Here is a 14520-nt window from a genome sequence, read left to right on the forward strand (position 1 = left end):
ATGAAACGACTAACTTGGCCGCTCGTTACGCTGGCCGTTCTGCTGCTTATCAATGTAATCCATAAGCCTGATTTCTTCTCGATCACGATGGTCGACGGGCATCTGTTCGGGAGCCTGATCGACATTCTGAACCGTGCCGCTCCGCTGATTCTGGTGGCGGTCGGCATGACGCTCGTCATAGCCACCAAAGGGATCGACCTGTCGGTCGGCTCGGTCATCGCCATCTCCGGCGCCCTGGCCTGCCTGACGATCTCAAAGAGCGAGGATGCTTCTTCCCTAAGTGTCGTGTGGATGGCCCTGGGGGCCGCTCTGCTCGTGTCGGTCGTCTCCGGCCTCTGGAACGGACTGCTGGTCGGCGGGATCGGCATCCAGCCGATCGTCGCGACCCTGATCCTGATGGTGGCCGGCCGGGGGATCGCCCAGCTGGTGACCGACGGACAGATCATTACGATCTCGTCGAAGCCGTACTCTTTCATCGGGGCCGGGTATTTGGCCGGTCTGCCTTTCTCGATCTTCATCGTGGCCTTCGTCCTGCTCGTGTCCGCCCTGCTGACCCGCCGCACGGCGATCGGCCTGTTCATCGAATCGGTCGGCTGCAATCCGGAGGCGAGCCGCCTGGCGGGGATCCGTTCGACCTTCGTGGTGTTCCTCGTGTATATGTTCTGCGGCCTCTGCGCCGGGATCGCCGGGCTGATCCTCAGCTCCAACGTCTCCAGCGCCGACGGCAACAACGCAGGCCTCTGGTATGAGCTCGACGCGATCCTCGCGGTCGTCATAGGCGGCACGTCGCTGAACGGCGGCCGGTTCTATCTCGCAGGCACCGTCATCGGAGCGATGATCATCCAGACGCTGACCACGACGATCTACTCGCTCGGCGTACCGCCGGAGATCACGCTCGTCGTCAAGGCGGTCGTCGTCCTGCTGGTATGCCTCATCGGCTCCGAGCAGTTCCGCAAAAAATGGAAGAAGGACAAGGCCGCAGGCAAGGTGCCTTCGAAGAAGGAGGTAACCGCATAATGTCCAAGCTGCGAATCGGAAGCCAGTTCGTCCCGGCGCTCGTCACTATGGTGCTGTTCTGCCTGATGTTCCTGGCGGCGTCGGCCCACTATACCGGATTCTTCTCGGCGCAGGTGTTCCTGAATCTGCTCATCGACAATGCTTTCCTGATCATTACGGCGGTCGGCATGACCTTCGTCATCATCTCCGGAGGCATCGACCTCTCCGTAGGTTCGGTCATCGCCCTCACGACGATGATCTCCGCGAGCCTGGTCGAGCATCACGGCTGGTCGCCGCTGGTCGTGATCCCGCTCGTGCTCGTGATCGGCTCGTTGTTCGGATGGGTCATGGGTTATATCATCCACGAGTACCAGATCCAGCCGTTCATCGTGACCCTGGCCGGCATGTTCCTGGCCCGCGGTCTCTGCTACGTGATCTCGATCGAGACGATCACGATCACCAACGAGACCTACACCGCCATCTCGCAGGCCAAAGTCCCGCTGCCGGGCGGCAACTACGTCTCGATCTCGGTGGTGCTCGCCCTCTTGGTCGTAGGCCTCGCGATATATCTCGCGCACTACACCAAGTTCGGCCGCAACACCTACGCGATCGGCGGCAGTGAAGCTTCCGCCCTCCTGATGGGCCTGCCCGTCGGCCGCACGAAGATCCTGGTCTACACGTTCAGCGGGTTCTGCTCCGCGATGGCCGGTGTCGTGTTTACGTTCTACATGCTCTCGGGCTACGGCCTGCACGCGGTAGGCCTGGAGCTCGACACGATCGCAGCCGTCGTCATCGGCGGCACGCTGCTGACCGGCGGCGTCGGCTACATCGCCGGCACCCTGTTCGGCGTGCTGATCCAGGGCATCATCCAGACGATCATCATGTTCGAAGGAACGTTGAGCTCCTGGTGGACGAAGATTGCGATTGGAGTCCTGTTGTTCCTCTTCATCCTGCTGCAGCGGGTGCTCGTCTCCCGCAAGGCGAAGGCGGCTTAGGATAATGCCGTAAGCCGTGCAAGCTATAGCATGTATCATGTTTCAGGGCAGCTTCCTGTGTGGGGGCTGTCCTTTTTCGTTAGGATGTAATGGTACTCGGTACTGCAGGATGCTTAACCGCAGCCTGTGTTTTTTATCACATCTTTCACAAATCGTTCACTTATGTAGAGGCTTCCACGGTCGCTATAATTACAAAGGTCAAAAGAAAGGATGATGGAAGTTGCAGCTCTATAATCTCAGCCTAAGAAGAGGCTGCCGGCGTGATCGGGGACAGGTGAACTATGAAGTTGATTAGCTGGAAATTTGATGACAAGATCAGTGGTTCTCGAGAGGAATGGAATTGGGTGGAGATTACTCTGTTCTTAGAGGACGGCAGCAAAAGGTGGAGTATTGTATACACACCCGAAAGACTGCACAATAACCTTTCGCGACCTGATATAAATCCACCAGGGATACATATTCCGCACTTGATTATTGTGAGAAGTTATGAAGTTGAAGACATTGAAACCATGCTGCGTTATCTTGAGCGTGAGGGGGATCTTCTTTCCGCTTCAAGGGCTTATTAAAAACCGGGAGCGATGCTAAAATGGAATGATGAGTCTATCCAGAGGTTGTTTCTTATAGAAACGTTTTTGAAAGTTCTTATGTATGTTTTAGTTATCGGGTGTGGGGCCGCAACCATTGTTATTAAAGAACGCTATGGCAGAGCAGCGGGTGCAGCAGCCTTGATTCTCGTGTTCATCGTGATTTTGATTACTTTGGGTTTTCATGATCGAGATGATGTGAAGGCTGTCGAATTGTTATTGAGGATGCTGATCAAATAAGGCTGGAGCCGCCCAAAAGCCCATCTTCCCTAGGGAATGGGCTTTTTGTTTACGCTTCTATCTGAAACTCATTATAGCGTCCCGGCGGCCTCACGCACCCAGGAAGACAGCTGATTCAGATCAGCCGTGTGGTTCTGGCGCAGCTTGATGGTCTTCCGTTCGGGAGGTCCCTCGAAGAGGCCTTCCGGCAGATCAAGGGCAGCGGCATTAAAAATCGTGAAGCTGACCGTATCCTTGGCCACGGAGATGACAGCGGCATATTTGCCGTTCCTCAGGAAATGCGGCTTCTTGTACTGCATCCGCTCCTGTACGCCGGGGATTGCTCCGTGGACCGCATCCCGAAGCTGAACGCAAAGCTCAGCCTGCCATGGAGCTTGTACGGCGCCGATATATTCCATGACTTCCTGGCTCATTCCTCATCCCTCCTGTTCAGCATAGGCAGGCTGTTGGACAGGCTTCAGGATCTGCCACAGAACACCATAGCGGTCTACCACCTCACCGAAATAGGCGCCCCATGGCTGCAGCTCGAACGGGTACTTCATCTGGCCGCCCTGCTGCAGGTTGGCGAAGGCTTCTCTCGCTTCCGCTTCGCTGTCATAGGTTAAGGAGAGGGAGAGTGGGCTGCCGGGGACCAGCGGCTCGAAGGAGTCTGACATCATCAGCGTATTGGACCCGGCCAGTGCCAATTCCATGTACATGACTTTATCCTTGGCAGCCTCGGGCGTTCCGGGGACTTGACCGAAGGTCGTGAGCGACCGGATCTCTCCGCCTAAAGCGCTTTTATAAAATTCCGCCTGCGTCCTTGCATCCTCCGACATCAAAAAAGGGGTTAACTGTGCTCCCATGTCCATCAGCCTCTCCTATAGATAAATTAGGTTGTCATGAAGAAGCATAAAATCTAACTTACCACTTGTCAAGTTACAACTTTCCTTTTGTTAAGTTGCATTCTTGACTTTACCTTTCCATATCACTAGGCTGTAGGTATTGGTAACACAAGGATGGTGAAAGCAATTGGGTGAAATCCGCAATGCCGAGCGTACACGAAGCCTAATCCTCCAGGCCGCGAGGGAAGAGTTTTTCGAGAAGGGGTACACGGGAGCCCGGATTGAATCGATAGCGAAGCGCGCCGGGATTAATAAACAATTGATCTACCACTACTTTAAGGGGAAGGATCAGCTCATCAACGAGACGATAGAAGACTTTCTCACCTCGCTCCCGTCTGGGAATTTTAAGCTGCCGGAAAGTCCCGTCGACATCGCGGCATTCCGGCTCAAGGTCAATCAGGAGCATTTGCTGGAGTTCTTGAAATTTACCGCCTGGGAAGCCATTGATGTGCTGCCTGAGAACGTTAATGGCGAAGAGCTGAGGCACAAAATGCTGCAGTCCTATAACGAGGATATGAGGTCCAAGCAGGCCCAAGGACTCGTCCCTCTGGAGCTGGACCCTGCGCTGATCACGCTGATGATGTCCAGCCTGACGGTCTATCCGCTCCTCTACGGCAATGTGACACGAATGATTACGGGTCATACCCCCGAGGAGCCCGAGTTCCAAGAGAAATGGGGGCAGTTTCTCCGGTTGATCAGCGAACGGATGTTCAAGATGGATTCCTGAGGCGGCTGCAAGAAAGTCGTATTGAAGGCAGGCCGGCGAAGGTGTAAGGTGGGGGATGGGGAGATATGGACAAAAGCTGAGGAGGAGAAACAGATGGACATCGGTTTGAACCGGTACAGGCAGGGGGAACTGCTCTATGCCAATAAGCTGGAGAGCCCGGCGGATGTGGAGGGCTTCCGGATGGAAGGGCCGGGGGTGCTCTCGTTCCCGAACGGGATGATGCGGATGGAAAGCCGGCTCGATCCGTCTGCGGGTCAGAACGCCAACTTCGTGCTGTGGTGCCCGGTGGAATTCCCGGACTTCTTCGTCGTCCGGTGGGACTTCCGCCCGATCCGCGAGCCGGGGCTCTGCATGCTGTTCTTCGCGGCGGCGGGAGCGCAGGGCGAAGATCTCTTCGATCCCTCGCTGGCACTGCGCAGCGGTCCGTACAACCAATACCACAGCGGGGATATCAACGCCTATCATATCGCCTACTTCCGCCGGGCGCTGCCGGACGAGCGGGCGCTGCATGTCTGCAACCTGCGCAAGAGCCGGGGCATGCACCTGGTCGCCCAGGGAGCGGACCCGATTCCCGGCGTCGCCGAGGTGCAGGGCACGTACCGGATCGAGCTCGTGAAGGCGGGCGGCGACATCCGCTTCATGATCCAGGGCCTGCCCGTGCTGAACTGGATCGACGACGGGGAGACGCTGGGCCCGGTGCTCGGTCCCGGCCGTATTGGCTTCCGTCAGCTCGTGCCGCTCATCGCGGACTATGCGAACCTGGAAGTGTATGCGCTTGAGCCGATAGAGGGATAATCCTTGGACAGGGCAGGCAGCCGCGCCGACCCCCAAGACCGGGGCGATCCCTGCTTCAGGACAAGCGGTCTGAATTCCGAACCGCAAAGCGGGAAGGCTGGGGGCAGCCGGCGGAATTGCCCCGTTCCCAAGCAGAGGGCAAAGGCCGGTATCCAGCATGCTGCTGGATACCGGCCTTTGTTATAAGAACTGTATATCTTGTCAAGGCATTGTCAAGGCATGTCGGCCAAGTTGGAACAAGGCATCGGCCGTGCTGCCTTTGTACGGAGCGGTCATCTGTCAGCAGTCCGCTGTCCGCTGTATGCTAACCTACCGGTTGGTGTCCAGCAGAATCTTCTGCCCTTTGGCCGCGCTTTCGAGTGCGCCGAAGACCATCGCCATGCTGTGCAGGTTGTCGCTGCTGGCGGTCTCGGCCGGGCGTCCCTCCGCCAGAGCGAGGAACATCTCGTCGAGGCAGCCGAAGTGGTGCTCGCGTCCCTTCCAGCTTTCCCTAGGCTCGACGCGGCGGTAGGTGTTCAGGAACGGCTGCGCCTCCGCAGGCTCGATGACCTCGCAGTAAGGGGCAGACCGGCCGTCCCACAGGCCGGTGCCGCGCTCGCCGGTGATGCGCCAGTCGGCCTCCCACGAAGTCGGAGCTCCTTCGGCACACCACGAGCCGCGGTAGCAGAAGACCGAGCCGTCCGACATCTCGAAGATGCAGATGGCCGCCGCATTCCCTTGGTACCATGAGCCCGGAGGGTTGAACTCGTGAGAGTACACGGACAGGGCGTGCGCGCCGGTCAGGAAGCGCGCCTGGTCGAACGTGTGGATCGCCATGTCGAGCACGAGCGGGCTCTCCATCGCATCCCGGAAGCCGCCGAAGTGCGGGCCGAGGAAGAAGTCGGCGTTCACGAAGCCCGGGCGCCCGATGGTGTCGTTCGCAAGCAGCGAACGGAAGTCGCGGATATCCTTCAGGTACCGCCGGTTCTGCATCACGGCGTACTGCAGGCCGTGCTCATCCGCTAACCGGGCCATAGCCCGCGCTTCCTCCATCGTGCTGCCCATCGGCTTTTCGCTCATGACATGGCAGCCGTGACGCAGTGCGGCCGAGACCACCTGAACCCGGCTGGCCGGGATCGTGACGTCGAAGACCAGGTTAGCGTCCGTCTGCTGCAAAGCCTGTGTGATATCCGTATAGAGGGGGCAGGTAAGCCCGAATTCCTCGGCCATCCGGCGTGCACTCTCCTCGAAGAGGTCCACGAGCGCCACGATCTCGGCGTCCTGCCGTTCCAGGGCGTATCGTACCCAGGTTTTGGCCATGGCGCCGCACCCGGCTACAATAATGCGATAAGGGGACACAGTCCCGCCTCCTTTAAGCCGCCGCGCTTTATGAAGCGCTTGCGATCGGGTATGATACTCCTATGATAACCGCAAACCGTGCCGGGAATCTCTACTTGATCTTGTGCACTTGTTGTACGATTTTGCGATAAAAGGGTTGGGATGGCGGAAGATCGGGTGCCGGACCACCCACAGGAGAGACGCCAATGAATGACCTGCAGCTTCATGAGAAAACCGTACTGATTGACCCGGCCGCCTTCCCGGTGAATGTGTTCTTAAACCGCCGTGCACTCGGCCTGCACTGGCACGAGCATTACGAGATGATCTATGTGACCCGGGGGGAGGCTGTCTTCCGGATCGGTCAGCAGCGCCATCAGGCGGGGCCCGGCGATATCCTGTTCGTGAACGGCGGGGAGCTTCACGAAGGATACAGCCTGCGGCACGCCGAGCCGGTGGAATATTACGCTGTCGTCTATGACCCGGCCCTCTTCGAGCAGATCGACGACCCCCACTACCGGGAGATAACGCTTCCGCTGCGCGAGGGAAGGTGGTCGTTCCCGCCCAAGGTGAGCCCGGGAGACGAAGCTTACCCTGCCGTGCGCCGATACCTGGAAGGGCTCATCGAGGAGTGCTCCATGAAGCAGACCGCCTACGAGGCGGGGACGAAGAGTCTGCTCGCCCTGCTGCTTACGGTGCTGGCCCGGCACGGACTTCTAAGCGAAACAGAGGTGGGCCGTCCCGACGAACGTACGGTGAAGCGGTTCATGCCGCTGTTCGATTACATCGACGCCCACTACGGCTGCCGGATCACCGTCGACGAGGCCGCCCGGCTGGTGAGCCTGAGCCCTTACCACTTCTGCAAGCTCTTCAAGCGGGCGACCGGGCAGACCTTCGTCTCCTTCGTGAACGAGCGCCGGGTGAACAAGGCGGAGGAGCTGCTGCGCTCGACCGACCTGCCGGTGACGGAGATCGCGGAGCGCGTGGGCTTCGGCAGCATCAACTACTTCGACCGGGTGTTCAAAAAGGTGAAGCGTTCCTCCCCATCGGCACGGCGGAAATAAGGGATTCGTCCCTTCCGCCGGCCCGGTCTCCCGCGGCTGCATTTTGGGATGAATCTTTGCGGAAGATATGATACAATATGTATAAGGATACGATTCGTATCAATATCTCAGATGGTTTTGCAAAGGAGCGAGAGCCGGTGATGACCCGATGGCTGATGATCTTCCTCGTAGCGGCCGGCGCGGCCGATGCCTTCATGACCGATTTCGGACTGCAGGCCAATATGATCGAAGAGGCCAATCCCCTGATGCGTTTTTTATATGATCATGCTTATCTCTTATTCTATGGAGTCAAGATCGGGCTGCCGCTGCTGCTCTTCCTGCTGATGAGAAACGTGCGGCGGGCTTATATCCAGCGTCTGCTGATCGTGCCGGCCGTGGTATACGCCGGGGTGCTTGTACTTCACTCGTTCTGGTTCTCCGCTTTCCTGCTGATGACCTTCACCTGAAGAGGGAAGGCCGGGCGGTGTTCATGGAGCCAGGTGTAGTCCTCATTCAACACCGCTTCCTTTCCCATCGGCTGATAGCCCTGCTGCCAGCATGAAGGAAGCAATCGGCGAGCCGCCTTACTGCGGTGAATCCCGCCCCGGCATACACGCCGGGGCTTTGTTTTGCTTTGCCGCGGACCGGCAGCGCGCGTACCCGCCTAACGCCGCCGAGTTTCCGGGCATAGCCGCGTTAGGGAGCGGGGCTGCCGTGGTATTATAAAGAGTAGACAAGCTCGGGAATCACTGGAAGGAGGCGTATTCATGGCGAAGACGGAGCCGAAATCCCATCCCGAACGAGGCCCGGGAACAGGGGGAAAGCGGCGGCTGTGGATGGCCGCTCTGGTGCTCGTTCTGGTCCTGCTGGCCGGCGCGGCCTGGCAGCAGCTGCGGAGCGGGGCATGGCCTTTTCAGTCTGACGCTTCAGACGGGTATGTCCTCTCCCTGGATGAGGGAGAGACCGCGCAGGGGGCCAAAATCATCCTGGCCACCGCACCTGACACGAAGGCGCTTCCGCGCTTGAAGATAGACGGGGAAGAAGTGCCGGTCACGCCGGTGATGAAGCAGGACGCGGTGCTGTCATTCGAGGCACAGGGCCTGCAGGGGGCGGAGGGGTACCGGAGCAGCATCTGGGTGAACGGGCGTCTCGTACATACCCTGGAAGACACGGCGGAAGGATTCGCCCCGGTCAAGGTCTCCATCCCCGGATCGGCTCTTCGCACCGGGGTGAACGAAATTACGCTCCGCTCGGGAGGCAAGGGGGCCCCCGAGGAGGCCGGCGGTGAACGGGACGCGTGGAAGTTCCGGGGACTGACCTTCACGCTGGCGGACGGCACGCTGCTGGAGGATCCGGACTACCGCACTTCGGCGGTATACACCGTAGGCGTCCCCGCGCCCAAGAAGCCCGAGGAGGAGCCGCTGGAGAAGACCCTGCATTTTACCGTCAAGGAAGAAAAATACCGCACAGTCTATCACGTATGGAACACGGAGGAGGCGGCGGAGGGTATTCACGAGGTCGAGCTGCGGGCCGCAAGGAATTTCGGCTTCGGTCCGCGCCGGAAGGTGAACGTCCGGGTGGATAACACCCCGCCGAGCGTGCAGGTTGTATCCCCCGTCGAAGGCCGGGTATACAAGAATAAGGTCAGCGTCGCCGTACAGGCAGCCGATGAGGGGACGGAGGAGAAGCCTTCGCTGGTGGCGAAGCTGGACGGCCAGGTCATCGAGGTGCCTTCGGTGCTGGAGACCGGGGGACTGCCCGTAGGCGAGCATAAGCTGGTCGTCACGGCATCGGACAAGGCCGGCAATGAGAAGGAGACGGCCGTCTCCTTCCTGGTGCAGGATGAGATGCCCTATCCGCCTTCGGCGCCGTCACCGGCAGACAAGGCGGCGGTTACGGGAGGGACGGCCCGCCTCAGCGTGCAAGTGGGAGACGCGGCGAAGGACCCGCTGCATGTGGGATTCTACAAAGCACGGCGGTTCGACCTTGGCCAGCCGGGGGGACGGCACACGGCTTTCCTGCATTCGGCGGACCGGGAGCCGCCGCTCGAGAGGGAGCCGGCGGGCGAGACCGAGCTGACGGAAGCGCAGCGCCGTCTTGCGGCCGCACCGGATGGTGCGTATCTCGTGACGGATCATAAGGATCGGTTTCCTTATCATCGTTTTTCCTTCGAGGTGGGGGAGCAGCTCCCTGTAGATACCGAAGTCGTATGGAAGGGGCATTCGCTGCCGGACCGGCGCGTAACGCTCTACCTGTGGAATTACGCCAAGTCGGTCTGGGAGGAGGCGGACTCGGGCCAGGGCACCGAGGACTTCACGCTCCGCGGAAGGGTCGTACCGGCCGAGATGATGAGGGAGGGCCGCGTGGAGGTGCTGGTGCAGGACCGGATTCCGACGCCGGGCGAATATGATTTTGCCTTCGTGTGGATGAGCGATACCCAGTATTATTCGGAGACGTATCCGAAGATCTACGACGTCATGACCCGCTGGACGGTGGACAACTGGACGAAGAGAAAGTTCGGCTACCTGATCCACACTGGCGATATCGTCAACAACTGGAACAGCAGGAAGGAGTGGGAGAACGCTTCGGCTTCCATGAAGATCCTTGACGAGGCGAAGATCCCTTACGGCGTGCTTGCCGGAAATCATGACGTGTCCTATGGCGGGGAGTACGACGAGTACTGGAAGTACTTCGGCGTGGACCGCTTCCGGCCTCAGCCGACCTTCGGGGCGGACCTCGATAACAACCGGGACCACTATGATCTCGTCAGCGTCAAGGGGCATGACTTCGTCATCGTATACCTGGGCTGGCTGATCGACCAGAAGAGCTTCGACTGGGCGAACGGCGTGCTGAAGAAGTATGCGGACCGCAACGCGATCATTGCCGTTCACGAGTACCTGAAACCGAACAAGCATTATTTCGGGCAGGGCCAGACGATCTGGGATAAGCTCGTCCTGCCGAACCCCAATGTGGTGATGGTGCTCGGGGGACACAATCCGGGAGCGGCCCATAATGTGAAAAAGGTCGGCGGCCGCACCGTGCTTGAGATGCTCAGCGATTACCAGAACGGGCCCGAGGGCGGCCAGGGCTTCATGCGTTTCCTCCAGTTCGATCTGGAGCGGGAGCGGCTGCTCGTCAATACGTTCTCGCCCTATCTGAACAAGTGGAATTTCTTCAAGCCGGAGCTTGATGAGCTGGAGCTGCCGCTGAAGCTGAAGCCGATCGACAAGCGGGTGGCGACCGATTATATCGGCGTCTACGCCCGCACGGACGAGCTCATCGGCGAAGCGGACCGGGTGCCGAGCGGCAGCCGGTCCGAGGTGCCGTACTCGGGACTTGCGCCGGGCTCCGTGTATGCGTGGTATGCGGCGGCGAAGGACGAGTTCGGCGGCGTCAGCCGGTCGGATGTCTGGACGTTCGAGGCGAAGTAGGAAGCGGAGGGCATAACAAACAACAAGCAGGTGGATCCCGGGGACCCGCCTGCTTGTTTGTTATGATGACAAGTTTGATCAAGCGGGGTACGCGCCATAGGCAATTCGCGGCGTCCCCCTTCCGGCTTCGAGTAATAGGTGACAACCCGTTCCATTCTCCGGTAAAAATGGGCTATAGGCAAGTTACCTAAAGAGCTCTTTTACAATATGCTACCTGTATAAGAACGAGAGGGGGGAGTGAGTTGGGAAGACGAATCAAACATACATCACGTGACGTGGAGGAATTAGCGAGGCTCATGCTGGCCGAAGCGATTGGCGAAGGAGTCCAAGGAATGAACATGGTGGGCACAGTAGTGGCCAACCGGGTAGAGGCTGATTGTGCTCCTGACTTTAGAAATTTGCGTGAAATTAAACATGCGATCTATCAAACCATACCTGGAACGGCAATTCCTCACTTCGAGCCTGTCTTAAATGGAACATTGTATACACAACGTCCCAGAGAAGGCGACCTCCAGAGAGCTAGAAATTTGCTGCATGGTTATAGGGATCCCCGGGCCAGAATGAGTTTGTGGTTTTTTAACCCGAGCCCGGGAAAGAGATACCGGGTTCCTTGCTCTCCCACGATGCCTAGATCCCCCATGACCCAATTCGTTTTTGCACACAAAAATCATTGTTTCTATGTCGGTGTACCGGGTTATTGTCCAGAGTTTTATCGATAATGAATAAGGAGCTGAACCTTCTCATGACTTGTGGGTACTACAGTGTTTATCCGGCGAATGCTTATTCCGGTTTTCAACCAGATTCCACCATGCGCAATAGTGTCGCTCAAGGTTTCCCTGCGACTATGCATTCGGGTCCCTCGTTTGCCCAACCCGTAGTCCCGATGGGGACTGGGCAGCAGTTTCCGGGGGGTGTAGTGGAAGAATCCTTTATCGAAAATATCCTTCGCTTCAACAAAGGCAAGGTCGCTACATTCTACTTCACTTACCAAGGGAACGACCAGTGGAATGCCAGAGTGTACCGCGGTCGCATCGAAACGGCCGGCCGTGACCACCTCATCATCAGCGACCCAAAGGGGAAACGTTACCTGCTGCTGATGGCCAATTTGGATTGGGTGGAATTCGATGAAGAAGTGGTCTATCCGCTTCCGCAGCAGCCTAAAGTCCCCTTGGTTTCGTCGGTGTGAGTTTGTAGAACGAAAAAAATCGGCATACCCAAAGGATCGATCCGGCGAATGGATCGATCTTTTTTTTCTTTGTCTAATGGACTGCTCTTCTCCTATACAGGCATTGCTCAGAAATGTATTTTGCCGGGACGGGGTACAACCGAATGGCAGGCCATCGCACAGCGCATTCCATCGAGTTCAAATTCCCTTGGTTATCCCTGCCTGGGATGCTTCTCTGGAGAGGGCTGCGCTCCTTCGAGGATGGCCTTAACCTGGGCCAGATCCTTGCTGTTGGCTCTCTTCATCGCTGGCTCCATCAGTGGAGCCAGGAATTTCGAAAAGCCGGCCGGGTTGCCCCGGTTGCGCAGCTTCATTCGCGTCGTACAGCTATCCAGCGCCTCCCACTCGTACGTGGTCTCCATAGGAAAAGGCCCGTCCGCCGTACGCATCACAAGCTTCTGTCCGGGGAGGTATTCCACGATTTCATACACATAGGAGAGCTCGCGCCCGAGGAATCTGGCTTTAAAGGCGATTTGCGCCCCCACCGAGATGGCCCGGGGGGTTCGCCATTCGGCGGAATGAATATTGACATACCACTCGGGGGCATGGTCCGGGTCGGCGGTATAGGCCGATACTTCTTCCAAGGGACGATGAATGGTAATCTCGGTTTGAACGTCTGCCAATGGATTCATCCTTTACCGTGGATTTACTATTACTTATGATGTGAGGCTGGGTCCTGATTTATGTTCACCCCCGGGATGATGTAGGTCAAACCATAGGGCCATATGGGCGATGGACAGGAGGATGCGAAAGAGGAGCAGGCTGCAGGGCGGATGACGATGCGGGCGGGAATCGGGTAAGAGGTTGAGAGTGGGACGCCTGGACTCGGGTATAAGCCGAGAGCGGTGCGGCGGGAATCTGGTGCGGAGCCGAGGGCGTGACGGCGGGCACCCGGCTCTACGCCGTGGCAAGCAGCAAAAAGCCGCCCATCCCTTGTTCGGGACAGGCGGCCGTTTTGCGTCGTGTGCGCAGGGGCTTGAGTGCTGCCCCATTTTGTGTGTTGCTCCTGCTGTTTTACGGCTGAAGATCGCCCTCTTGCACCGGAACGAAAATCTCGCTGATCAGCTTGATGAAGGTGTCCAGGACGTTGCCTTCCGCCGGATTGTCCTCTTCCAGCGGTTCCTGTACGGCAGTACCGGCCTCAGGGGCTGGAGCTTCAGCGGTGAAGCTTGCCTGCCTTACTTCACCAGGCTGGGAGTCGGCCAGCGGGGCCGTCGTCGCTCCGATGTCGCTGTAGGTCAGGAAGTCCGTATACACCCCGTTGACCCCCATGTCCAGGTACTCCTTCACTTCATCCGGCTTGTTCAGGGAGTGGACGTAGGCGACGGCTCCTGCTTCCTTAAGAGCGGCGATGAACTCGGGTGTGGCACGCTCCGTAGGCATGGCCACGACGCGGATGCCGTGGGTTGTCACATACTCCGTAATCTCCTCCGGCGTCAGCTCCGAGAGGTACAGGGAGTAGATGTAGTTCGGGAAGGGAATGATGCTTCTCACCTGCTGGATCATCGAGGGGGAATAGAGCTCGGGAACGATACGGTCGACCAGCTTCGGATCCACCTTATTCACCGCATCGCGGATCAGCGTGAACTGCTGCTGCACGGTCCGGGGATCGGTTTCCTTCGTATCAGTGATCAGATATACATCCGGATAGAGCTTCAGCAGATACGCCACATCCTCGATGGACAGAGGTGTGTATTTGCGCAGGATCGGATAGCTCTTAAACTCGGCCATCGTCAGCGGGGTATCCAATTTGTCCTTCGGGATATCCTGCTTGAACTTATCCGCCAGGTAGGGGAGCCAATCGTGCCGCGCCGCAAGCTGTCCGTCTTCCGTCAGGGAGAAATCGGCCTCGAAAACACGCTGTCCTTTGGCGTAGTTCTCCTTGAAGGCTTCCAGACTGTTCGTATAGTCGACTCCATCAATACCGCCCATAGCATGGGCGATCAGGGAGTACTTGGTCCAATCGGGCTGGGTCGGTTCGGCGGCCGATGTTCCCTGAGCATGCAGCGTGAACAAACAGGCGCCGGCCAGAAGCATCGATGCTGCTTTTTTCAGTATGCGGTTCATAACCATCTCCGCCTCTCTTAAGTATTGTGTTCTCTCTTTAGGTGCTACTCCTATTCCTATTCCTATTCCTATACCTATACCTATACCATACCATAGGGTTCTGACTCCTCGAGGATTTTGGTGGGGTTGCTTTCTAACTACTTACCCACATTTGTGACAAGATCCTTACAAATTCGTCGAAACTTGTGAAAATTGGGTGAATGCCTGCGCTGGACTTTG

The 14520-nt window shown here is 58.0% G+C and carries 16 protein-coding genes; 11 read left to right on the forward strand and 5 right to left on the reverse strand.

Features of this window, described 5'->3' with window-relative positions:
* The 4 genes from ACP26L_RS06950 to ACP26L_RS06965 all read left to right on the forward strand — a co-directional run bounded on the left by ACP26L_RS06950 (position 1) and on the right by ACP26L_RS06965 (position 2815).
* Positions 1-1017: an ABC transporter permease gene (locus tag ACP26L_RS06950; RefSeq protein ID WP_426451837.1), complete on the forward strand. Its 1017-nt coding sequence runs from the start codon at positions 1-3 to the stop codon at positions 1015-1017.
* Positions 1017-1991: a galactofuranose ABC transporter, permease protein YjfF gene (yjfF, locus tag ACP26L_RS06955; protein ID WP_426451838.1), complete on the forward strand. Its 975-nt coding sequence runs from the start codon at positions 1017-1019 to the stop codon at positions 1989-1991. The genes ACP26L_RS06950 and yjfF overlap by 1 nt, the downstream gene beginning before the upstream one ends.
* Before the next feature lie 281 nt (positions 1992-2272).
* The gene (locus tag ACP26L_RS06960) at positions 2273-2557 is read left to right on the forward strand and encodes a hypothetical protein (RefSeq protein WP_426451839.1); all 285 of its coding nucleotides are present in this window, start codon (positions 2273-2275) and stop codon (positions 2555-2557) included.
* A 78-nt stretch (positions 2558-2635) separates the two neighbouring features.
* Positions 2636-2815, forward strand: a complete 180-nt coding sequence (locus ACP26L_RS06965) for a hypothetical protein (RefSeq protein ID WP_426451840.1) — start codon at positions 2636-2638, stop codon at positions 2813-2815.
* A 71-nt stretch (positions 2816-2886) separates the two neighbouring features.
* Here ACP26L_RS06965 and ACP26L_RS06970 read toward each other — a convergent pair whose 3' ends face one another.
* Together ACP26L_RS06970 and ACP26L_RS06975 are read right to left on the reverse strand one after the other, a co-directional pair.
* Entirely contained in the window at positions 2887-3228 is a 342-nt protein-coding gene (locus ACP26L_RS06970; protein ID WP_426451841.1) for a DUF1801 domain-containing protein, read from the reverse strand.
* Between the two features lie 3 nt (positions 3229-3231).
* Complete coding sequence (locus tag ACP26L_RS06975) at positions 3232-3660, reverse strand: VOC family protein (RefSeq protein ID WP_426451842.1); 429 nt, start codon at positions 3658-3660, stop codon at positions 3232-3234.
* 166 nt (positions 3661-3826) lie between these two features.
* Here ACP26L_RS06975 and ACP26L_RS06980 point away from each other — a divergent pair, with 166 nt between their 5' ends.
* Together ACP26L_RS06980 and ACP26L_RS06985 are read left to right on the forward strand one after the other, a co-directional pair.
* Positions 3827-4426: a TetR/AcrR family transcriptional regulator gene (locus ACP26L_RS06980; protein ID WP_426451843.1), complete on the forward strand. Its 600-nt coding sequence runs from the start codon at positions 3827-3829 to the stop codon at positions 4424-4426.
* Between the two features lie 93 nt (positions 4427-4519).
* Entirely contained in the window at positions 4520-5221 is a 702-nt protein-coding gene (locus tag ACP26L_RS06985; protein ID WP_426451844.1) for a YesU family protein, read from the forward strand.
* A 309-nt stretch (positions 5222-5530) separates the two neighbouring features.
* On the opposite strand, the gene ACP26L_RS06990 is transcribed toward ACP26L_RS06985, so the two are convergent.
* Positions 5531-6559, reverse strand: a complete 1029-nt coding sequence (locus ACP26L_RS06990; RefSeq protein WP_426451845.1) for a Gfo/Idh/MocA family protein — start codon at positions 6557-6559, stop codon at positions 5531-5533.
* A 185-nt stretch (positions 6560-6744) separates the two neighbouring features.
* Between ACP26L_RS06990 and ACP26L_RS06995 the strand changes: the two genes are divergently transcribed.
* From ACP26L_RS06995 to gerQ, 5 genes are all read left to right on the forward strand, one after another.
* Entirely contained in the window at positions 6745-7599 is an 855-nt protein-coding gene (locus tag ACP26L_RS06995; RefSeq protein WP_426451846.1) for an AraC family transcriptional regulator, read from the forward strand.
* Between the two features lie 140 nt (positions 7600-7739).
* The gene (locus tag ACP26L_RS07000; RefSeq protein ID WP_426454841.1) at positions 7740-8045 is read left to right on the forward strand and encodes a DUF5658 family protein; all 306 of its coding nucleotides are present in this window, start codon (positions 7740-7742) and stop codon (positions 8043-8045) included.
* A 300-nt stretch (positions 8046-8345) separates the two neighbouring features.
* Entirely contained in the window at positions 8346-11009 is a 2664-nt protein-coding gene (locus ACP26L_RS07005; RefSeq protein ID WP_426451847.1) for a metallophosphoesterase, read from the forward strand.
* Between the two features lie 296 nt (positions 11010-11305).
* Positions 11306-11728, forward strand: a complete 423-nt coding sequence (locus ACP26L_RS07010; RefSeq protein WP_426454842.1) for a cell wall hydrolase — start codon at positions 11306-11308, stop codon at positions 11726-11728.
* Between the two features lie 23 nt (positions 11729-11751).
* Entirely contained in the window at positions 11752-12195 is a 444-nt protein-coding gene (gene gerQ, locus ACP26L_RS07015) for a spore coat protein GerQ (RefSeq protein WP_426454844.1), read from the forward strand.
* Between the two features lie 191 nt (positions 12196-12386).
* Here the strand turns inward: gerQ and ACP26L_RS07020 are convergent, their stop codons facing one another.
* Both ACP26L_RS07020 and ACP26L_RS07025 read right to left on the reverse strand, forming a co-directional pair.
* Positions 12387-12857 carry an SRPBCC family protein gene (locus tag ACP26L_RS07020; RefSeq protein ID WP_426451848.1) on the reverse strand — a complete coding sequence of 157 codons (471 nt, stop codon included), beginning with the start codon at positions 12855-12857 and terminating at the stop codon, positions 12387-12389.
* 391 nt (positions 12858-13248) lie between these two features.
* Entirely contained in the window at positions 13249-14301 is a 1053-nt protein-coding gene (locus ACP26L_RS07025; RefSeq protein ID WP_426451849.1) for a phosphatidylinositol-specific phospholipase C/glycerophosphodiester phosphodiesterase family protein, read from the reverse strand.
* Positions 14302-14520 lie beyond the last annotated feature (219 nt).

The sequence above is a fragment of the Paenibacillus sp. S-38 genome (assembly GCF_049942825.1).
Lineage (GTDB): Bacteria > Bacillota > Bacilli > Paenibacillales > NBRC-103111 > Paenibacillus_G.